The sequence below is a fragment of the Microbacterium sp. genome (genome assembly GCF_043427715.1).
GTDB lineage: Bacteria > Actinomycetota > Actinomycetes > Actinomycetales > Microbacteriaceae > Microbacterium.
On sequence record NZ_JBHWTD010000123.1, the window covers coordinates 83,243 to 102,249 of the forward strand.

Annotated in this window: 19 protein-coding genes and 1 pseudogene; 3 read left to right on the top strand and 17 right to left on the bottom strand. The window is 70.3% G+C overall.

What is annotated here, in order from left to right; genetic code table 11:
• Positions 1-310 precede the first annotated feature (310 nt).
• Both ACHFGS_RS13395 and ACHFGS_RS13400 read left to right on the top strand, forming a co-directional pair.
• The gene (locus ACHFGS_RS13395) at positions 311-997 is read left to right on the top strand and encodes a lysoplasmalogenase family protein (RefSeq protein ID WP_394278474.1); all 687 of its coding nucleotides are present in this window, start codon (positions 311-313) and stop codon (positions 995-997) included.
• Positions 994-1,350: an RNA-binding S4 domain-containing protein gene (locus ACHFGS_RS13400; protein WP_394278473.1), complete on the top strand. Its 357-nt coding sequence runs from the start codon at positions 994-996 to the stop codon at positions 1,348-1,350. The genes ACHFGS_RS13395 and ACHFGS_RS13400 overlap by 4 nt, the downstream gene beginning before the upstream one ends.
• Before the next feature lie 21 nt (positions 1,351-1,371).
• On the opposite strand, the gene ACHFGS_RS13405 is transcribed toward ACHFGS_RS13400, so the two are convergent.
• The 8 genes from ACHFGS_RS13405 to ACHFGS_RS13440 form a co-directional block, all read right to left on the bottom strand.
• Positions 1,372-2,268: an NUDIX domain-containing protein gene (locus ACHFGS_RS13405; RefSeq protein ID WP_394278472.1), complete on the bottom strand. Its 897-nt coding sequence runs from the start codon at positions 2,266-2,268 to the stop codon at positions 1,372-1,374.
• 68 nt (positions 2,269-2,336) lie between these two features.
• Positions 2,337-3,860: a ribosome biogenesis GTPase Der gene (der, locus tag ACHFGS_RS13410; RefSeq protein ID WP_394278471.1), complete on the bottom strand. Its 1,524-nt coding sequence runs from the start codon at positions 3,858-3,860 to the stop codon at positions 2,337-2,339.
• Complete coding sequence (gene cmk, locus ACHFGS_RS13415) at positions 3,857-4,534, bottom strand: (d)CMP kinase (protein WP_394278470.1); 678 nt, start codon at positions 4,532-4,534, stop codon at positions 3,857-3,859. Before cmk ends, der begins: the two co-directional genes overlap by 4 nt.
• Positions 4,527-5,642 carry a prephenate dehydrogenase gene (locus ACHFGS_RS13420; RefSeq protein WP_394278469.1) on the bottom strand — a complete coding sequence of 372 codons (1,116 nt, stop codon included), beginning with the start codon at positions 5,640-5,642 and terminating at the stop codon, positions 4,527-4,529. Before ACHFGS_RS13420 ends, cmk begins: the two co-directional genes overlap by 8 nt.
• Positions 5,639-6,412 carry a pseudouridine synthase gene (locus tag ACHFGS_RS13425; protein ID WP_394278468.1) on the bottom strand — a complete coding sequence of 258 codons (774 nt, stop codon included), beginning with the start codon at positions 6,410-6,412 and terminating at the stop codon, positions 5,639-5,641. The genes ACHFGS_RS13420 and ACHFGS_RS13425 overlap by 4 nt, the downstream gene beginning before the upstream one ends.
• The gene (locus ACHFGS_RS13430) at positions 6,409-7,014 is read right to left on the bottom strand and encodes an SMC-Scp complex subunit ScpB (protein WP_394278467.1); all 606 of its coding nucleotides are present in this window, start codon (positions 7,012-7,014) and stop codon (positions 6,409-6,411) included. The genes ACHFGS_RS13425 and ACHFGS_RS13430 overlap by 4 nt, the downstream gene beginning before the upstream one ends.
• The gene (locus ACHFGS_RS13435; protein WP_394278475.1) at positions 7,004-7,801 is read right to left on the bottom strand and encodes a segregation and condensation protein A; all 798 of its coding nucleotides are present in this window, start codon (positions 7,799-7,801) and stop codon (positions 7,004-7,006) included. Before ACHFGS_RS13435 ends, ACHFGS_RS13430 begins: the two co-directional genes overlap by 11 nt.
• Before the next feature lie 100 nt (positions 7,802-7,901).
• Positions 7,902-8,780 (bottom strand): ParA family protein, encoded by an 879-nt coding sequence (locus tag ACHFGS_RS13440; RefSeq protein WP_394278466.1) that lies wholly within the window; start codon positions 8,778-8,780, stop codon positions 7,902-7,904.
• A 152-nt stretch (positions 8,781-8,932) separates the two neighbouring features.
• Between ACHFGS_RS13440 and ACHFGS_RS13445 the strand changes: the two genes are divergently transcribed.
• Positions 8,933-9,943 (top strand): hypothetical protein, encoded by a 1,011-nt coding sequence (locus tag ACHFGS_RS13445; protein ID WP_394278465.1) that lies wholly within the window; start codon positions 8,933-8,935, stop codon positions 9,941-9,943.
• Positions 9,944-9,949: 6 nt separating this feature from the next.
• On the opposite strand, the gene xerD is transcribed toward ACHFGS_RS13445, so the two are convergent.
• The 9 genes and pseudogenes from xerD to ACHFGS_RS13490 form a co-directional block, all read right to left on the bottom strand.
• Positions 9,950-10,873, bottom strand: a complete 924-nt coding sequence (gene xerD / locus ACHFGS_RS13450) for a site-specific tyrosine recombinase XerD (protein WP_394278464.1) — start codon at positions 10,871-10,873, stop codon at positions 9,950-9,952.
• 24 nt (positions 10,874-10,897) lie between these two features.
• Positions 10,898-11,569 carry an NUDIX domain-containing protein gene (locus ACHFGS_RS13455; protein WP_394278463.1) on the bottom strand — a complete coding sequence of 224 codons (672 nt, stop codon included), beginning with the start codon at positions 11,567-11,569 and terminating at the stop codon, positions 10,898-10,900.
• Entirely contained in the window at positions 11,550-13,244 is a 1,695-nt protein-coding gene (locus ACHFGS_RS13460) for a CTP synthase (RefSeq protein ID WP_394289548.1), read from the bottom strand. Before ACHFGS_RS13460 ends, ACHFGS_RS13455 begins: the two co-directional genes overlap by 20 nt.
• 74 nt (positions 13,245-13,318) lie before the next feature.
• The gene (gene recN, locus ACHFGS_RS13465; protein WP_394278164.1) at positions 13,319-15,013 is read right to left on the bottom strand and encodes a DNA repair protein RecN; all 1,695 of its coding nucleotides are present in this window, start codon (positions 15,011-15,013) and stop codon (positions 13,319-13,321) included.
• Positions 15,010-15,927, bottom strand: coding sequence for an NAD kinase (locus ACHFGS_RS13470; RefSeq protein ID WP_394278165.1), 918 nt, complete (start codon positions 15,925-15,927; stop codon positions 15,010-15,012). The genes recN and ACHFGS_RS13470 overlap by 4 nt, the downstream gene beginning before the upstream one ends.
• Positions 15,924-16,730 carry a TlyA family RNA methyltransferase gene (locus tag ACHFGS_RS13475; protein WP_394278166.1) on the bottom strand — a complete coding sequence of 269 codons (807 nt, stop codon included), beginning with the start codon at positions 16,728-16,730 and terminating at the stop codon, positions 15,924-15,926. Before ACHFGS_RS13475 ends, ACHFGS_RS13470 begins: the two co-directional genes overlap by 4 nt.
• The gene (locus tag ACHFGS_RS13480; RefSeq protein WP_394278167.1) at positions 16,727-16,891 is read right to left on the bottom strand and encodes a hypothetical protein; all 165 of its coding nucleotides are present in this window, start codon (positions 16,889-16,891) and stop codon (positions 16,727-16,729) included. Before ACHFGS_RS13480 ends, ACHFGS_RS13475 begins: the two co-directional genes overlap by 4 nt.
• A 40-nt stretch (positions 16,892-16,931) precedes the next feature.
• Entirely contained in the window at positions 16,932-17,963 is a 1,032-nt protein-coding gene (locus tag ACHFGS_RS13485; RefSeq protein ID WP_394278168.1) for an HAD-IIA family hydrolase, read from the bottom strand.
• Positions 17,963-19,007 (bottom strand): annotated as a pseudogene (locus tag ACHFGS_RS13490) (primosomal protein); the annotation flags it as partial. The gene ACHFGS_RS13485 and the pseudogene ACHFGS_RS13490, both read right to left, overlap by 1 nt.

The following is a 19,007-nucleotide window of genomic DNA, read 5'->3' on the forward strand; positions in this document are numbered from 1 at the left end:
TCCCCTATCCTACCCGGTCGATCACCCGCTCGCGAACCATACCGGGCCTCGCGCGTGTCCGACACCGGGGCTACCGTCCCCGGTATGACCGAGATCACGATCGAACCGGCCAGCGCCGACCGCTTCGACGATGCCGAGCGCGCGCTCACTGGCGGCGGAGACGGCGCGAGCTGCTGGTGCCAGTGGCGGCACACCGGCGGGATGGGGGAAAGTGGCGCCGCGCCCGATCGTCGCACTCACCCTCTGACGCCGCCGCGCACGGCACGCATCGCACCCCCGTTCTACGATGGTGCCGTCCCGAAGGAGCACCGTGAACACCGCCGCACCGGCATCCCTGCGCACCCGAACCCGCTGGTGGGGATTCGGGGTCTACGCTCTCATCTCCGCCATCCACGTGGCATCCATCGCCCTCGGATGGGACGTGATCGAGTACCCGACCAAGCTGGCGCTCATGCCGACGCTCGCCCTCGCCGCCGTGTGGGCACTCCCGTCCCGCCGTCCTGGCTCCGCCGCGACGGTGGTGTTCTTCGCGCTCGCGTTCTCCTGGCTCGGCGATGGCGCCGCGTTCTTCTTCCCGTTCCTCAGCGACGAGCTGCCCGCGATGCTGCTGTGCTTCGGCCTCGCGCACGTCGCGTACATCTGGCTGTTCTGGCGCCGCGTCGCCACCAGGCCGGTGCCCGCGTGGTGCCTCGTCTATGTCGCCTGGTGGATCGCGATGGTCGCGCTCCTCTGGCCGAGTCTCGGCGCCCTTGCCGTCGCGGTCGCGGTATACGGCGTCGTCCTCGGCGGCACGGCCGCGCTCTCGGCCCGCGGCGGCGCCATGACCGCGATCGGCGGCGCCGTGTTCCTCATCTCCGACACCCTCCTTGCCCTGCGCATCTTCCTGCCGGAGGTCGTCGCCGCCGCGGCGAGCGGTCCCTGGATCATGCTCACGTACACGCTCGGTCAGGGTCTGCTGGTCGCGGGCATCATCCGCCTGTCCACGGAGCGATCATGACGGATGCCGCGCGCGTCGACGCCTGGCTGTGGGCCGTCCGCGTCTACAAGACCCGCTCCGCCGCGACCACGGCCTGCCGTGCCGGGCAAGTCCGCGTCAATGGTGAGAAGGCGAAGGCCGCCCAGCAGGTGCGCATCGGCGACGAGTTGCGGGTGCGGATCGCCGGGTTCGACCGGATTCTCATCGTCCGCCAGATCCTCACCAAGCGCGTCGGCGCGCCCGTCGCCGCCCTCGCGGTGGATGAGCGCACGCCCCCGCGCGAGCCCGTCGCGCAACTGGCCGTCCGCGATCGCGGCGCCGGCCGTCCCACCAAACGCGAACGTCGCGAGATCGACCGCCTGCACGGCCGCTGAGACGAGCGAATGCCGCCGGGCTCAGATCCGGTCGAGCAGCCAGGACACCGGTCGCACCGTCGCCCCCGCTGCGGTCGCCCGGTCAGAGAGTCCGCGGTCACTGGTGACGACGATCACCCGCTCCCCCGCCGCGACCACTCCCTCCGCCCGCGCGACGAGCGCATCGTCCCCCGCGCCCTCGGCACGGACGACGTCCACCCCGGCGAGGTCGGACTCCGCGGCGCGAGCCGCGCCTTCGAGAACGGCCACCACGCGCGGGAACCAGGTCGTCCCCGGCAAATCCAGGTCCGCGGCATCGATACCCAGCCGTGCGCCGTCCAGCCGGGTCAGCAGACGCTCCGCGGCACCGGCCCGATCCCGCCACCATCCGTCGGGCACCGACCCGACGACGTTCGCCGCGTCGACGATCACGGTGACCCGGGTCGCCAGCGCGGCCCGCAGCGCGGGCCAGGACGCGGCGAAACCCGGGTGCAGCTCGAGCCCGTCGACCTCGTCCACCGCCACCCAGGCGAGAGCGGTGCTCTCGGGGTCCGTGATGCTCGGCTCGAACGGCGTCGTCACGCGAGCGATCAGCGTCGTGTACGACCAGACACCCAGGTCGAGCACACTCGTGAACACCGGCGCGAGCACACCGTTCGGGACGCCTGCCTCTTCCTGCGACTCGCGGATCGCGGCATCCGTCGCCGCTTCGCCCTGATGACGGGCGCCGCCGGGGATGCCCCACGTACCGCCGAAGTGGCTCCACGAGACGCGCTGCTGCAGCAGCACGCCGCGGTCCGGGTCATGGGCGAGCAGACCGGCGGCACCGAAGCGCCCCCAGTACCGCTCCCCCGTGTCCGCGACCACCCAGGCGTCACCCGGGTCGCGCGGTCCCTGCGGACGCGGCGGCACACCGGGATCGGGGGGACGGACGCTCACCCGTCCACCCTCTCACGCCCGGGGCGCCGCTCCGCGGCATCCGTCACCGAGCGACACGCACCGCAGACTCAGCGCTGGCGCTTCTCGCGCACCCGCATGTTCGTGACGATCGGGGTGCCCTCGAACCCGAAGATCTCGCGCAGGCGCCGCTGGATGAACCGGCGGTATCCCGGGTCGAGGAACCCGGTCGTGAACAGCACGAATGTCGGCGGCCGGGTGGACGCCTGCGTGCCGAACAGGATGCGGGGCTGCTTGCCGCCGCGCACCGGGTGCGGGTGCTCCGCGACGAGCTCGGCGAGGAAGGCGTTGAACTTGCCCGTGGGGATGCGCTGATCCCACGACTCGAGAGCCGTCTCGAGCGCCGGAACGAGCTTGTCGAGGTGACGACCCGTGCGCGCCGACAGGTTGACGCGCGGCGCCCACGTCACGTGCGCGAGGTCCTGCTCGATCTCCCGCTCGAGGTACCGGCGACGATCCGCGTTGTCCATGTCGAGATCGTTGAGACGATCCCACTTGTTGAACGCGAGCACGAGCGCCCGACCCGACTCGAGGACGAGGTCGATGATGTTGAGGTCCTGCACGCTGATCGACTCGGTCACGTCGAGGACGACGACGGCGACCTCCGCCTTCTCGAGCGCAGCGCTCGTACGCAGCGATGCGTAGAAGTCCGCGCCCTGCGACAGGTGCACGCGACGACGGATGCCGGCGGTGTCGACCAGCCGCCACAGCTTGCCGCCCAGCTCGACGACCTCGTCGACGGGATCACGGGTGGTGCCGGCGAGGTCGTTCACGACGACCCGCTCCTCCCCCGCGGCCTTGTTCAGGAGCGACGACTTGCCGACGTTGGGGCGCCCGAGGATCGCGACGCGGCGCGGACCGCCGAGTTCGTGCTTCGCGACGGCGGACACCTCGGGGAGGACCTTCATGACCTCGTCGAGGAGGTCGGCGACCCCGCGTCCGTGGATCGCGGAGACCGGGTGCGGCTCACCGAGACCGAGGTTCCAGAGCGCTGCGGCTTCGGGCTCCTGGCGGGCGTCGTCGATCTTGTTCGCGATGAGGAAGACCGGCTTGTTCGTCTTCCGGAGCAGCCGGACGACGTGCTCATCGGTCGCGGTCGCGCCGACCATCGCGTCGACGACGAACAGGACGACGTCGCAGAGGTCGATCGCGACCTCTGCCTGCGCGGCGACCGAGCGGTCGATTCCCTTGGCGTCGGGCTCCCAGCCGCCGGTGTCGACGAGGGTGAAGCGGCGGTCCATCCACTCGGCCTTGTAGCTGACGCGGTCACGGGTGACACCGGGGGTGTCCTCGACAACGGCCTCGCGACGACCGAGGATGCGGTTCACGAGCGCGGACTTGCCGACGTTCGGCCGTCCCACGATCGCGACGACCGGCAGTGCCGGCAGCATCTCGACGACTTCACCGCCGGCGGTGAAGCCGGCGAGCAGGTCGTCGTCCTCCTCGTCGAGCTCGTAATCCGCGAGCGAGGCGCGCAGTGCTGCCGCGCGCTGCTCGGCGAGCTCCTCATCGAGGTTGGCGAGCTTCTCCTCGATCTGGTCGGGTCCGCCTTCGTATTCATCTTCGGCGCTCATCGCGAGCCTCCCGTTCCTGACCGGATGACGTCCAGGACGGCATCGACGGTCTGTGCGAAGTCCAGGTCGGTCGAGTCGACGACCGTCACGCCGGGAGCGGCGGTGAGGAAGTCGACGACCTGGGAGTCGGATGCATCGCGCTGGTGCAGCGCAGCGGCCACGGCCGCGGCATCCTGTGTGGTCAGTTCTGCACTGCGTCGTGCGGCGCGCACCTCGGGTGCGGCGGTCAGCAGGATGCGCACGGGCGCATCGGGGGCCACGACCGTGGTGATGTCGCGGCCTTCGACGATGACGCCGGGGCGGCCCGAATCGGTCACCAGGCGACGGAACATCGTGTTCACGTGCTCGCGGATCACCGGCACGCGGGCGACGCCGCTGACAGCGGAGCTCACACGAGGCTCACGGATCGCGTCGGTGACGAACGTCTCGCCCACGCGCACCCAGTACTCGTCGGGGTCGAGCGAGATCGCGTAGTCGAAGTCGCCGGAGGCGTCGACGACGGCGGCCTGGTCGGACGTGTCCGCCTGGTGCTCGAGGACGTGCCACGCGAGCGCCCGGTAGGCAGCGCCGGTGTCGAGGTAGCCGAAGCCGAGCCGGCGGGCCGCCTCCTTCGAGACACTGGACTTGCCGCTGCCGGCAGGCCCGTCGATGGCGATGGTGACGGGGTCAGTCATTGAGACTCGCAATCTTCCAGCCACGGGCGGTGAGACCCTCGGTGGCGACGGTGACGGCTGAGGGGACGACGGCGATCTCGCCGAGACCGAACTGGGCGCCCGGCGAGTGCTCCATGCGGAAGTCCTCGACGTTGACCTGCAGCTCCCCCAGATCGCCGAACAGGCGGCCGAGCTGACCGGGGGTGTCGTCGACCATCACCACGACCGTCTCGAAACGGCGGTTCTGGCCGTGCTTGCCGGGGAGGCGCTCGACACCCTCGTTGCCGCGGCGGATGGTGTCGGCGATGGCGCGGCGTGATCCGGGGCTGTCCGGTGCGCGGAGCGCGGCCGACACGGAGGTCAGATCGTCGGCGAGCGCCTCGAGCACATCGACGACCGGCTCGGCATTGGCGCCGAGGATCTGCACCCACAGTTCGGGGGCGGATGCCGCGATGCGCGTCGTGTCACGGACTCCCTGACCGGCCAGACGCAGTGCCCCGTCCTGCGCGCCGACGAATCGGCCTGCAAGGAGGGATGCGACCAGCTGCGGGACGTGGGAGATGAGGGCGACCGACCGGTCGTGCTCCTCCGGCGTCATCTCGATCGGCGTCGCGCCGAGGTCGAGTGCGAGGCCTTCGACGATCGCGAGATCGGATGCCGAGGTCTCCTCGTCGCGGCAGACGACCCACGGCCGTCCGATGAAGATGTCGGCGCGCGCCGAGATCGCTCCGCCGCGCTCCCGGCCTGCCATGGGGTGCGAGCCGATGTAGCGGGTGAGGTCGGCGCCCCGGCGTCGGAGCTCTTGGAGGGGATCGAGCTTGACGCTCGCGACGTCGGTCACGACCGCGTCGGGATGGTCGGCGAGTTCGCGCTCGATGACGTCGGCGGTGACGTCGGGCGGCACCGCCACGACGACGAGGCGTGGCTTGTCGCCGGAGTCGGCGGCCCGTCCGGCGCCGTAGTCGATCGCGAGACGCAGCTGCGACGGAGAGGCATCAGCGAGGACGACGTCGACGCCGAGGGCGGTGAGCGCGTGCCCGATGCTCGACCCGAGCAGTCCCGCACCGACGATGCGGACGGTGCCGCTCGTGCGGACGGCGCGCGGGCGCGCGTCGGTGGCGTCGGTCACAGCTGCTCCTGAGTCGGGTCCCCGGGCGGGGTGTCCGCCTGGCGCGCGAGGGTCAGCAGGGCGCCGCGTTCCACTGTAGTCAATTCGCGTGCCTTGCCCGCTGGGAGCGTGCCCAGGTGGAGCGGCCCGAACTGCCGTCGGACCAGGTCGATCACGGGGTGACCGACGGCCGACATCATGCGTCGGACGATGCGGTTGCGCCCGGAGTGCAGGGTCAGTTCGACGAGGCTCGTCCCCCCGCTCGTGTCGAGGAGACGGGCCTTGTCGGCGACGATCGGGCCGTCCTCGAGGTCGACCCCCTTCGTCAGGGTGGCGATGGTCTGCGGGGTGACCTTGCCCTCGACCTTCGCGATGTACACCTTCGTCACGCCGAACGACGGGTGCGCGAGCACGTGCGCCAGATCGCCGTCGTTGGTGAGGATCAGCAGGCCGCTGGTCTCGGCATCCAGCCGACCGACGTTGTACAGCCGCTCCGGCCAATCCTTCGTGAAGCGGCGCAGATCGGGCCGCCCCTTCTCGTCCTTCATCGAGGACACGACGCCGGTGGGCTTGTTCAGCACGACATACCGCTTGCTGGTGTCGAGCTGGATCGCCGTGCCGTCGACGTCGACGAGGTCCACCTCGGGGTCGATGCGGGTGCCGAGCTCGGTCGTGACGACACCGTTCACCCGGACGCGGCCCTGCACGATGTAGTCCTCGCACACCCGCCGCGAGGCCACTCCGGCATTCGCGAGCACCTTCTGCAGGCGCACTCCTTCGACATCGCTCATCGGAGCATCTCCCCTTCGAATCCTGCGGAACCGTCGTCGAGCAGCGGCGAGATCGGCGGCAACTCGTCGAGGGAGTTGATGCCGAGGTGCCCGAGCAGCGCGTCGGTCGTGCGGTAGTTGATGGCCCCCGTCTCGGGGTCGGTGAACGCCTCGGTGATGAGCCCGCGAGCGAGCAGGGTGCGCACCACCGAGTCGACGTTGACGGCGCGGATGGAGGCGACCTGGCTGCGCGAGACAGGCTGCTTGTACGCGATCACCGCGAGGGTCTCCAGCGCTGCCTGCGACAGTCGCGTGGGCGCCTGCCCGTTGACGAACTCGGCGACGAGGTCGTCGTGCTCCTCGCGCACGTAGAAGCGCCACCCTCCGCCGACCTCTCGCAGCTCGAACCCGCGTCGGGGTCCGTTCGCGAGCCCGTCATAGTCGGCCGCGAGTCCCTCGATGGCCTGTCGCACGGCGGGCACCGGCGCACCTACGGCGGCGGCGAGCGCGACGAGACTCTGCGGCTCGTCGACGATCAGGAGGATCGCCTCCAGCCGACGCGCGATGTCAGCCGGCTCCTGCGAGCGCTGTGGCGCATCGACCTCGGTCATCTCATCGGTCATAGTCGGCTCCCAACGTGGCGAGATTCTCTTCGGACCACCGTTCGGCGGTCCACCGGAGGGTCAGTTCCCCGAGCGGCTCGAGCTGCTCGAACGTCAGCGCGGCGTGACGGTAGAGCTCGAGGACGGCGAGGAAGCGGGCGACGACGATCCCCGGCTGGGCGACGCCGGCGATGAGCTCCCGGAAGTTCAGCTGACCGGCATCCCGCAGCAGTGTCACGACGACCGCCGCCTGTTCGCGGATCGAGACCAGCGGAGCGTGCAGGTGGTCGAGCCCGACGTGCGGGATCTCCTTCGGAGCGAAGGCGAGCATCGCGATCGCGCGGAAGTCCTCCGCAGACAGCGTCCAGACCAGCTCCGGGACGGCCCGGCGGTGCTTCTCATCGAGCCGGACGGCGCGCACATGGCGACGGCCCTCCCGCTCCAGGCAGCGGGAGAACCACGCCGACACCTCTTTGAAGGCGCGGTACTGCAGCAAGCGCGCGAACAGCAGATCGCGCGCCTCCAGCAGGGCGACGGACTCGGCGTCGACCAGCTCGCCCTGAGGCAGGAGACCGGCGACCTTCATGTCGAGCAGCGTCGCCGCGACGACGAGGAACTCCGAGGCCTGTTCCAGGTCGGCGTCGTCCGACAGTCCCCGCAGGTAGGACAGGAACTCGTCGGTCACCTTGCTGAGCGAGACCTCGGTGATGTCCATCTCGTGCTTCGAGATGAGGGTCAGAAGCAGGTCGAAGGGGCCGTCGAAGTTGCTCAACGACACGCGGAAGCCGTCGTCCGCGCCATCCGTCATCAGATCTGCGGATGCCGGTGCGTCACCGTTCCCGTCCGCGTGGTCATCCGCGGGCGCGCGGGTCTCCGCGGCCTCAGGCTCGAGCTGTCGCGGGGCGTCTTCAGGCGACAGCGCCACGGGACACCAGCTCCCGGGCGAGCCGCAGATACGCCTGTGCGGCCGAGTGCTCCGGCGCGAACTTGGTGATCGGCACCCCCGCCACCGAGGCGTCGGGGAACTTCACGGTGCGCCCGATGACGGTCTCGAGGACGTCGTCGCCGAAGGCGTCGACGACACGCTCGAGCACCTCACGCGAATGCAGGGTGCGGGGGTCGTACATCGTCGCGAGCACACCGTCGAGGGTGATCGACGGGTTGAGCCGGTCGCGCACCTTGTCGATCGTCTCGATCAGCAGAGCGACACCGCGCAGGGCGAAGAACTCGCACTCGAGCGGGATCAGCACGCCGTGGCTGGCGGTCAGCGCGTTGACGGTCAGGAGGCCGAGCGACGGCTGGCAGTCGACCAGGATGACGTCATAGTCGCCCGCGACCTTCCGCAGCACGCGGGCGAGTATCGTCTCGCGGGCGACCTCGTTGACGAGGTGCACCTCCGCAGCCGACAGGTCGATGTTGGCGGGGATGACGTCGAGGTTCTCGATGGCCGTCGAGACGATGACCTCGTTCGGGTCGCGCTTGGGGTCGAGGAGCAGGTCGTAGATCGTCGGCACGTCGTGCGTGTGGATGCCGAGTCCCGCCGACAGCGCACCCTGCGGATCGAAGTCGACGGCCAGCACGCGGCGTCCGTACGACGCCAGCGCGGCCGCGAGGTTGATGGTGGTCGTCGTCTTGCCGACGCCGCCCTTCTGGTTGCACAGCGAGATGATCCGCGCCGGGCCGTGCCCGTCGAGCTTCGATGGCGTCGGGAACCCCCGATAGGGGCGGCCGGTTTCGCCGAGGATGACGTCATCCTTCTTCTTGGCCCGGGCCTTTTTTTCCGTCACCGATTCCTCCGACTTCCGCGTGCTCGCTCGATTGTAGCTATGCGGCGCGCCGCCGACCGCGAGCGGACCCGGCGATCCCCACCACCGGCACCCCGTGCGCGCCGCCGAGCCGCGTCGACACTCTGTTTTATGCTCGTTGTACGGAGGTGCCCATGGCCGATGAGCCGCGGAATCCGGCCGCTGCCCACGAGACGATCGGGCAGCTCATCGACGAGCTGCAGGCGTTGCGGGCGAGTGCCGGTGATGTGTCGTACGGCGAGATCGCGGCGCGCATCGTCCGTCGGCGTACCCACAACGGCGTCCCCGCTGGGCGGACGCAGATCGCCCGCTCCACCGTCTATGACGCGTTCCGAGCCGACCGGCGCCGACTCAACCCGAGCCTCATCGGCGAGATCGTGATGGCGCTGGGATGCAGCGAGGCCGAAGCCGCACAGTGGCGCGAGCGCTGCATCGTCGCACGCCCCGCCGCGCGGAACCCCGTCGAAGAGGGTGTCGCTCCGATCCCCGCGGCCGAGCAGCTCTCCGTCCCCGAATTGACGCGGACGACGATCTGGTCGCGCCTGCCTCCGCCCCGTCCCGACTGGTTCGTGAGCGCCGCCCTCATCGCCGCGAGCGTCGGCCTGAACCTTTTCGGAACGGTCCTCGTCCTCAAGTACAACCTCCCGGTCTTCCTCGACATGATTGGGACCGCCGTCGTCGCCTTCTGCGTCGGCCCGCTCGCGGCCGTGGTCGTCGCGATCGCGACCTCCGCTCTCGCGTCGCTCGCGACCTACCCCGCCGGCTTCGTGTGGGTGCTGGTCAGCATCACGGGGGCGCTCGTGTGGGGCTTCGGCATCCATCGGTGGAACATGGCTCGCGGCCCGGGGCGCTTCTTCGCCCTCACCCTGCTCAGCGCGGTCGCCTGCACCATCGTCGCCGTCCCCGTCGGCATCACGGTGTTCGACGGACGCACCGAGCACATCCTCTCGTCGGAGTGGTTCGCCGACCTGCAGAGTGCCGGAACAGACATGTGGTTCTCCGGCTTCGTCTCCAACATCGGCGCGTCGCTTCCGGACAAGCTGATCTCCAGCTACCTCGCCCTGTGGGTGGCGGTGACCATGGCCAACAGTCTGAGCAAGCGCATGCCGGCCGTCAGCGCGGGCCGGACCGAATCGTTCGGCTGAGCGCGCTCAACGCGCCCGAGGGTGGGAGCTGAGATAGACGTCGCGCAGCGCGTCGACGGTGACGTGCGTGTAGATCTGCGTCGTGGCGACCGACGCGTGACCGAGCAGCTCCTGGACGACTCGGACATCCGCTCCGCCCTGGAGCAGGTGTGTCGCGAACGAATGCCGCAGGGTGTGCGGCGAGACGTGGGCGGTGAGGTCGGCGCGCTCCGCGGCCTGCTGGATGATCAGCCACGCACTCTGGCGTGAGAGCGGAGCGCCACGTGCGCCGAGGAACGCCTTCGCGCTCGCGCGCCCTCGGCGCGACAGCTCGGGACGCGCTCGGGTGAGGTACGCGTCCACGGCGGCCCGTGCATATGAGCCGACCGGCACGATCCGCTCCTTGTCGCCCTTGCCCCTCACCCGCAGCACATCTCCGTGGTGGAGGTCGTCGACGTCGAGCGCCAGCACCTCCGAGATCCGCGTTCCCGTCGCGTAGAGGAGTTCGAGGAGCGCCCTGTCGCGCATGCCGACGAGCTCACCCGGCGCGGCATCCGCGGGGGCCGGCCCCGCCGCGTCGAGGAGCCGTGAGACATCATCGATACTCAGCGCCTTGGGCAGGCGCATCGGAGTCTTCGGCGGCCGGAGCCGCCCCGTGGGGTCGTCAGCGGAGAGCCCCTCCCGGGTGAGGTAGCGGTGCAGGCTCCGGACCGAGGACTGCAGCCGGGCGAGCGACGTCGCCGCCGGCGCCGGATTCGACGACGCGCGCGCCGCGGCGAAGTCCGCGACCAGGCTCGAGGTGATCTGGGTCACGTCGTCCGCGCCCTGCTCGGCGAGCCACTTCCGATAGAGCGTGAGGTCGCGACGGTACGCCGCGACGGTGTGCTCGGAGAGCCCGCGCTCGATCGTGATGTGGCGCAGGAAGGCATCGATCGCCCGATCCACCCTCACCGCGGAACCACACTCACGGGGACGTCACTCGCTCAGTGATCCCACCGGCCGCGAGCGGCCCGGCCAGGCCGCGTCCGCATCGCCGAGTGTCGCCCAGTCCCGCTGACGACCGGCTGACGCGGCGAGCACTGCGATCACGAGCGACGGGTTCTGCAGGCGCCTGGCGAGCACGGCATCCACCACCTCATCGAGGGGCACCCAGCGCACCTCGATGTCGGCCTCCTCCTCCGTGCGATCGAACACCTCCGCGGTCGCCGCGAGGTCACGCGCGAGGTAGACGCGGATGGCCTCGTCGCTGCCGCCAGGACTCGTGAAGAAGTCCGACAGCACGTGCCACCGCTGCGCGGTGAGGTCGGCCTCCTCCGCCAGCTCACGTCGCGCCGCCTCGAGCGGATCCTCGCCCGGAACGTCGAGGAGGCCGGCCGGGATCTCCCAGTCGCGGAAGCCCACGGGGTGCCGGTACTGGCGGATGAGGAGGACCCGCTCCTCGTCATCCATCGCCAACACGGCGACGGCGCCGGTGTGGTCCACGTAATCGCGGACGATCGTGTGCTCACCGTAGACGAACTCGTCGCGGCGCAGGTTCCACACCCGCCCCTCGAAGACCGTCTCGGAACGGACGATCTCGACGGGCTGGCGCTCATCCTGCAGCGGCGCTGCCGCGCCCGTCACGGGTTCAGTCCTCGTTCTCGACATCGAACAGCTCGCTCGCCCGGTGCCGGTCGAGCGCCGCAGCGATCAGACCACGGAACAGCGGGTTCGCCTCGGTCGGCCGCGAGCGGAGCTCGGGGTGCGCCTGCGTCGCGATGTAATACGGGTGCACCTCGCGGGGCAGCTCGACGTACTCGACGAGATCGAGCTCGGGGTTCAGGCCCGAGAACACCAGGCCCGCCTCCGCGATCTGCGCGCGGTACGCGTTGTTGACCTCGTAGCGGTGACGGTGACGCTCGGTGGCGCGGTCCGACCCGTATACCTCCGCGGCGACCGAGCCTTCGGCCAGAGCCGCCTCGTACAGGCCCAGGCGCATCGTCCCGCCCAGGTCGCCGCTTTCGAGAATGTCGACCTGCTCGGCCATCGTCGCGATGACCGGGTGCGGGGTCTCCGGGTCGAACTCGCTCGAGGACGCCCCCTCGATCCCGGCGACGTGGCGCGCGTATTCGATGACCATGCACTGCAGGCCGAGGCAGATGCCGAGCGTGGGCAGACCCTGCTCGCGGGCGAACTTCAGAGCGCCGAGCTTTCCTTCGATGCCGCGGATGCCGAAGCCGCCGGGCACCACGATGCCGTCGACGCCGGCGAGGGCCTTCGCGGCACCCTCCGGGGTCTCGCACAGGTCGGAGGGGATCCAGGTGACCTGGACCTTCGTCTCCTGGGCGAAGCCGCCCGCCTTGAGCGCCTCGGTCACCGACAGGTACGCGTCGGGCAGGTCGATGTACTTGCCCACGAGACCGATCGTGACCTCGTGCTTCGGGTTGTGGACGGCGTTGAGGACCTTGTTCCAGCGGGTCCAGTCGACGTCCTTGGCCTTGTCGAGGCCGAGGGCGCGGACGATGTACTCGTCGAGCCCCTGCTCGTTGAGCATCGTGGGGATGTCGTAGATCGAGGGCACGTCGACGGCGTTGACGACGGCGTCCTCGTCGACGTCGCACATGAGCGCGATCTTGCGCTTGTTCGACTCGGTGACGGGGCGGTCGCTGCGGAGGACGAGTGCGTCGGGCTGGATGCCGATGGAGCGCAGCGCCGCAACGGAGTGCTGGGTCGGTTTGGTCTTCTGTTCGCCGGACGCACCCATGAACGGGACGAGCGACACGTGGACGAAGAAGACGTTGGTGCGACCGAGCTCGTGGCGGATCTGACGCGCGGACTCGATGAAGGGCTGCGACTCGATGTCACCGACGGTGCCACCGACCTCCGTGATGATCACGTCGGGGCGGGGCTCTTCGGTCGCCTGCAGCCGCATGCGGCGCTTGATCTCGTCGGTGATGTGCGGGATGACCTGGACGGTGTCGCCGAGGTACTCGCCGCGACGCTCCTTGGCGATGACCTGCGAGTAGATCTGGCCGGTGGTCACGTTGGCGGCCTGGCTGAGCTCCACGTCGAGGAAGCGCTCGTAGTGGCCGATGTCGAGGTCGGTCTCGGCGCCGTCATCGGTGACGAAGACCTCACCGTGCTGGAACGGGTTCATCGTCCCGGGGTCGACGTTCAGATACGGGTCGAGCTTCTGCATCACGACGCGCAGACCACGCGCGGTCAGAAGGTTGCCGAGGCTTGCCGCCGTCAGGCCCTTCCCGAGGGAGGAGACGACACCTCCGGTCACGAAGATGTGCTTGGTGGTGTCGTTTTTGCGTCCCGCGCCCGAAGTTTCCGTCACGGGCTTTCACCCTATCAGCGTTGTCCGTGAACCTGCCCCGAACGTCGCCCGGGTGTCGGGAAGATCGGATGCCGTCAGCGCGTCGCGCCGAGGGCGAGCAGCTCCCGGGCGTGGTCGAGCGCGGCATCCGAGTCGGCCATGCCGGAGAGCAGTCGGGCCATCTCGGCGGCACGGTCGTCCCCGGTGAGACGGCGCACACTCGACGCCGTCACCGAGCCGTCGTGGGACTTCACGACGCTGAGGTGGTTCCCGGCGAAGGCAGCCACCTGGGCGAGGTGCGTGACTGCGATGACCTGGCTCGACTCCGCGAGCATCGCGAGCCGGCGGCCGACTTCGATCGCGGCGGCGCCGCCGATACCGGCATCCACTTCGTCGAAGACGAACGTCGGAACGGGATCGGTCCCGGCGATGACGACCTCGATCGCCAGCATGACCCGGCTGAGCTCACCGCCCGAGGCGCCCTTTGCGACCGGGCGGGGCTCGGCGCCCGGGTGCGGGGCGAGCAGGATCGTGACGTCATCGCGGCCCGTCGTCGTCTCGGCGCCGTGCTCGACGGCGACGCTGAGCGTCGCGTCCGGGAGGGCGAGGTGACGGAGCTCCTCGGTGACCGCAGCGCCCAGCCGCGCCGCCGCGTCACGTCGTGCCGCGGTGAGGACGGCTGCCGCTGCATCGAGGTCACCGCGCAGCGCGTCGCGCGCCGCGGTGAGCCGGTCGATGCGGTCGGAGTCATCGTCGAGCTCGACGAGGCGCGCGGATCCGGTCGCCAGCGTGGCGATGGCCTGCTCGAGCGACCCGTGCGTCCGGACGAGATCTGCGAGGACGGCGCGGCGCTCTTCGACGAGGGCGAGCTCGTGCGGGCCTGTCTCGTCGAGATCGGCGAGGTACCCGCTGAGCTCGGCGGCCACGTCGGCGACCCGGTAGCCGACCTCCTCGAGGACCGCGGCGTGCGCGCGGAGCGCCTCGTCGGCCACCGCAGCACGTTCGAGCTCGCGTCGTGCCGCGGCCAGGAGCGTCTGCACGTCGGGCTGGCCGTCTTCGTCGACGAGCGCGGTGTGCGCCGTCGCCGCTGCGCGGCGGAGTTCCTCCACGTTCGCGAGGCGTTCGGCGCGCTGGGCGAGTTCGACGTCCTCTCCCGGGGTCGGGTCCACGGCCTCGATCGTGGCGATCGCGGCCCGCAGCTCGTCCGCCTCGCGCGCACGGGCGTCCTGCTCGGTTGTGAGGGTAGCGAGCTCCGCCTCGGTCGCGCGCCACTGCTCGAAAGCCGCGCGGTACTGCGCCAGCGCATCGGCGACCGCCGCTCCCCCGAATCGGTCCAGCGCATCGCGCTGCGCTGCCGCTGACTTCAGTCGCAGCTGATCGGATTGTCCGTGCACGACGACGAGGCTGTCGGCGAGGTCGGCGAGCACGCCCGCGGGCGCGGTGCGGCCTCCGACCGTCGCCCGGCTCCGGCCCTCCCCCGAGATGGTGCGACCGAGATAGAGCTCAGCGCGTCCCTCACCCAGCGGCTCGATGTCGCCGCCGGCCTCTCGCACGCGTTCGACGACGGGCCCTGTCTCCGGGACGATCCATACGCCGTCGACGGACGCCTGGTCGGCTCCCGCGCGCACGGCGCCGGAGTCGGCGCGCTGACCGAGGAGCAGCCCGAGACCGGTCACGACCATGGTCTTCCCCGCGCCGGTCTCCCCCGTTATGGCCGTGAATCCGGGACCGATGGGAAGGCTCGCCGCCTCGATGACGCCGAGGTTGCGGAGCCGGATCTCCTCGATCACGAGGTGGCCTTCTCGTCGCCGCGCCATCCCGAGACGGGCAGCTGGAACTTCCGGACCAGGCGATCGGTGAACACCGACGGGTGCAGGCGCGCGAGGCGGACCGGTCGGGAAGAGCGCCGAACGACGACGGACGCGCCGGGCGGAAGGTCGTGCGATCGCCGGCCGTCGCACCAGAGCACGCCGATGCCCTGGTTGCGGTGGAGGACGTCGATCATGACCGAGGTCTCGGGGCCGAGGACGAGGGGACGGGCGAAGAGCGCGTGCGCCGACAGCGGCACGAGGCACAGCGCCTCGACCGAGGGCCAGACCACCGGGCCCCCGGCGGAGAAGTTGTACGCGGTCGACCCGGTCGGTGTGGCGACGACGACCCCGTCGCACCCGAAGCTCGACAGCGGGCGACCGTCGATCTCGATCATGACTTCGAGCATGCGCTCGCGGGAGGCCTTCTCGACGGTCGCCTCGTTGAGCGCCCAGGTCTCGTAGACGGTCTCGCCCGAACCGTCGCGCACCTGCACGGCGAGGGCCATCCGCTCGTGGATCTCGTAATCGCGTGCGACGACGCGTCCGATCGCCTCGTCGATGTCGTCGGCCTCGAGCTCGGCGAGGAAGCCGACGTGACCCATGTTGATGCCGAGCACGGGAGCCGACGCGTCACGGACGAGTTCCGCCGCCCGCAGGATGGTGCCGTCGCCGCCGAGGACGATCGCGAGTTCGACATCGGTGACGTCGACGTCGCGGCCGAGCAGCGCGATCTGTTCGTCGCCGACGGCCGAGATGAGGTCGGGGTCGTCACCGGGGAGGACGGCTTGCGCCCCGGCGGAGCGGACGGCCGCGACGACGCGCCGTGCGGCGGCGACGGTGTCCTGACGGTGCGCGTGGGCGACCACCAGGATGTTGCGCGTCACGTCGGTCATGCGGCTCCCGCCAATCGGTTCACGGTGTCCAACCATTGTGTCGGATTGCTCTTGTCGGTCATCCCGGGCACGAGATGGACGACGTACTCGTGATTCCCGTGCGTACCGGCGATGGGCGACGCGATCACGCCGTGCGTCCCCAGCCCGGCATCCCAGGCCGACCAGAGCACGCCCGCAACCGCGTCAGCACGGCGGCCCGCATCGGTGACGAGTCCTTCGCGGACGCCCGTCCGCCCCACTTCGAACTGCGGCTTCACGAGCAAGATCAGATCCGCGTCCGGCGCGCACACCGCGGCGGCAGCAGGCAGGACATGGCTCAAGGAGATGAACGACAGGTCCCCCGTCACGACGGCGGGCGCCGCTGCGATGCCGCTGGCTTCGCGCAGCGATTCGGCGGTCATGTGCCGAACATTGAAGCCCTCCACCGAGATCACGTGGTCGTCGGCTGCGATCTCCGGGCTGAGTTGCCCGTGGCCGACGTCCACCGCGATGACGGTCTCCGCGCCGCGTTCCCGCAGCACCTGCGTGAATCCTCCGGTGGAGGCGCCCATGTCCAGCGCGAGCGTGCCCGCAACGTCGACGCCGAAAGCGTCGAGCCCTGCGATCAGCTTGTGCGCGGCGCGACTCACATAGTGATCGGATGCCGCGACCGTGATCTCCGCGGCATCGTCCACCTTCGCCGACGGTTTCACCACGGGACGCCCCGCGACGCTGACCAGCCCCGCCTCGATGAGCTGAGCCGCGTGGGTGCGCGAACGCGCCAGTCCTCTCGCGGCGACGGCGGCGTCGAGACGCGAACTCATGCGAGACGGTCGCGGGGGCCGGAGTCGAGCCGGCGCGCGAGGTCGTCGTGGAGGCGCGTGTAGGCGGCGGCGCGTTCGCTCAGCGGCTGGTCCTCGATGACGTCGAGCGTCGAGACGAGGTCCTCCCGGCGGGCGTCGGGGTCAGCGGCATCCATCGACATGTCTCCACGATACTTGCCGTGGCACCGCGATCCGCGGAGGTCAGCGGCGGTGGAACGGATCCGCGTACAGGCGCTCGGGCACGCGGAACCCGTAAATCGCACGACCCGTCGCCCAGATCGCGGCAGCGCCGGCACGCACCAGATCGATCGGACGGTCACCCTCCGAGACGATGTGCACGTCGGGCCCCTCGATGCGCACCGCGGCCTTGCCGACCGTCGTCACCTCACCCTGGGTGACGGTGTCGGGGTACGGCTCGTGCAGCTCCCGCAAGTCGCCGACGATGTACGTGGGTCGCGCGTTGAAGGGTGCCGCCAGAACGTGCTTCGGCCGGTCGATGCCCGTCAGGACGAGAACGGACTCGATGCCGGCGGCCTGAGCGCCGGCGATGTCGGTGTCGAGGCGGTCTCCGATGAAGAGTGGATGCCGCGCCCCGAACCGCGCGACGGCCTCATCGAAGATGGGTCGCTCGGGCTTGCCCGCGACCGTCGCGAGGCGCCCGACGGCGGTGTGCACGGCAGACACCAAGGTGCCGTTGCCCGGCGCGATGCCGCGTGCCTGAGGGATCGTCCAGTCGGTGTTGGTGGCGATCCACGGGATGCCGCCGTCCTCCTCGGGGGTCGCCAGGGCGTACGACGCTTCAGCCAGCTGTGCCCATCCGACCTCGGGGGCGAACCCCTGCACGAGGGCCGCAGGGCTGTCGTCTGCGCTGCGGGTGACGACGTATCCGGCCTTCTGCAGCTCGTACTCGAGCCCGTCGCCACCGACCACGAGGATCGTGGCCCCCGCGGGGACGCGGTCTGCCAGCAGCCGGAGCGCGGCCTGTGGGCTCGTCACGACTTCTTCGGGCCGGGTGGGGAGCCCGAGCTGACTGAGGTGAGCGGCGACGACGCTGTCACGACGCGACGCGTTGTTGGTGATGTAGGCCAGTCGGCGACCCCGTGCGGCAGCCGTCAGCGCCTCGACGGCGTGTGGGATGGCTCCGGGACCGGCATACACGACCCCGTCCAGGTCGGCGAGGACGAGGTCGACGTCAGTGAGCGGCGTCTTCCGCGCGCGGGAGAACAGACCCATCAGGCGCGGTCGGTGTCGTCGCCCGTCGTGGGCAGCTCGGCGTCGGCAGAGGTTTCGTCGACGGAGGTCTCCGCGTCGTCGTCGGCCGATTCGTCAGCGGACGCGTCGGCGATGTCGTCCTCGGCGTCTTCCTCGACGGCCAGGTCTTCGATGATCTCGATCTCGTCGATCTCGTCGATCTCCATGGTCTCGCTGTCGGCGTCCTGCTCGGCGATAGCGGCGGCCGCGACGTCGGCGCGACGCGCCCACTCGGCTGCTTCCTCGTCACGCCCGAGTTCTTCGAGCACGGCTGCGCGAGCGGCGAAGAGCGCGGGGCTCCATGAGAACGCGCGGTCGGGGTCGAGTTCGGGGATCTCTAGCTCGAGGAGGGCTCGCTCGGTTTCGCCGAGGTCCAGTCGTGCCCCGGACATCGCGATGGCGAGCCCCACCCGCACCTCGACCGGCAGGGATGCGCGGTCCACAGCGCGCCCGACCTCGAGCGCGCGGTCGGGACGTCCGACGCCACGCTCGCTGTCGACCATGAGGGCGATCTGATCGTCGTTTCCGGAGATGCGCCGGTAGGTGCGCAGCTCGCGCAGGGCGAGAGCAAAGTCACCCAGCGCGTACGCCGTGATCGCGACGGTCTCACGGACGACGGCGATGCGCCCGGCGGACCGGGACGCAGCCAGCGCGTGCTCGTGTGCGAGCTGGGGGTCTTCATCGATGAGCCGCGCCGCCATCGCGAGGTGGCGGGCCACCTGCTCGGCGTTGTCCTTGCTCAGCGTCTTCAGCTCGTTGCGAGCGGGGCCGTTCAGGTCGCGCGCGGTGATCTCATCGGGCACCACGGGGCCCTCAGGAGCCTGCCGGCGCTCGGAATCCTGCGGCGGACGCGAGGGGCGGCGCTCCGAGCCGCGAGCGCGGTCTCCGAAGGGGCGCCCGCCGTCACGCTTCGCGTACGGGCGGTCACCATCACGCTTCGCGTACGGGCGGTCACCATCACGCTTCGCGTACGGGCGGTCACCATCACGCTTCGCGTACGGGCGGTCACCATCACGCTTCGCGTAC

Coding starts and splice junctions, on each gene's coding strand:
- ACHFGS_RS13485 (WP_394278168.1), bottom strand. CDS start 17,963: ATGGGTCTGTTCTCCCGCGCGCGGAAGACGCCGCTCACTGACGTCGAC.
- ACHFGS_RS13470 (WP_394278165.1), bottom strand. CDS start 15,927: ATGACCGACGTGACGCGCAACATCCTGGTGGTCGCCCACGCGCACCGT.
- ACHFGS_RS13445 (WP_394278465.1), top strand. CDS start 8,933: ATGGCCGATGAGCCGCGGAATCCGGCCGCTGCCCACGAGACGATCGGG.
- ACHFGS_RS13400 (WP_394278473.1), top strand. CDS start 994: ATGACGGATGCCGCGCGCGTCGACGCCTGGCTGTGGGCCGTCCGCGTC.
- ACHFGS_RS13475 (WP_394278166.1), bottom strand. CDS start 16,730: ATGAGTTCGCGTCTCGACGCCGCCGTCGCCGCGAGAGGACTGGCGCGT.
- ACHFGS_RS13430 (WP_394278467.1), bottom strand. CDS start 7,014: ATGACCGATGAGATGACCGAGGTCGATGCGCCACAGCGCTCGCAGGAG.
- ACHFGS_RS13435 (WP_394278475.1), bottom strand. CDS start 7,801: ATGACGGATGGCGCGGACGACGGCTTCCGCGTGTCGTTGAGCAACTTC.
- ACHFGS_RS13455 (WP_394278463.1), bottom strand. CDS start 11,569: ATGTCGAGAACGAGGACTGAACCCGTGACGGGCGCGGCAGCGCCGCTG.
- der (WP_394278471.1), bottom strand. CDS start 3,860: ATGAGCGCCGAAGATGAATACGAAGGCGGACCCGACCAGATCGAGGAG.
- cmk (WP_394278470.1), bottom strand. CDS start 4,534: ATGACTGACCCCGTCACCATCGCCATCGACGGGCCTGCCGGCAGCGGC.
- ACHFGS_RS13425 (WP_394278468.1), bottom strand. CDS start 6,412: ATGAGCGATGTCGAAGGAGTGCGCCTGCAGAAGGTGCTCGCGAATGCC.
- ACHFGS_RS13480 (WP_394278167.1), bottom strand. CDS start 16,891: ATGTCGATGGATGCCGCTGACCCCGACGCCCGCCGGGAGGACCTCGTC.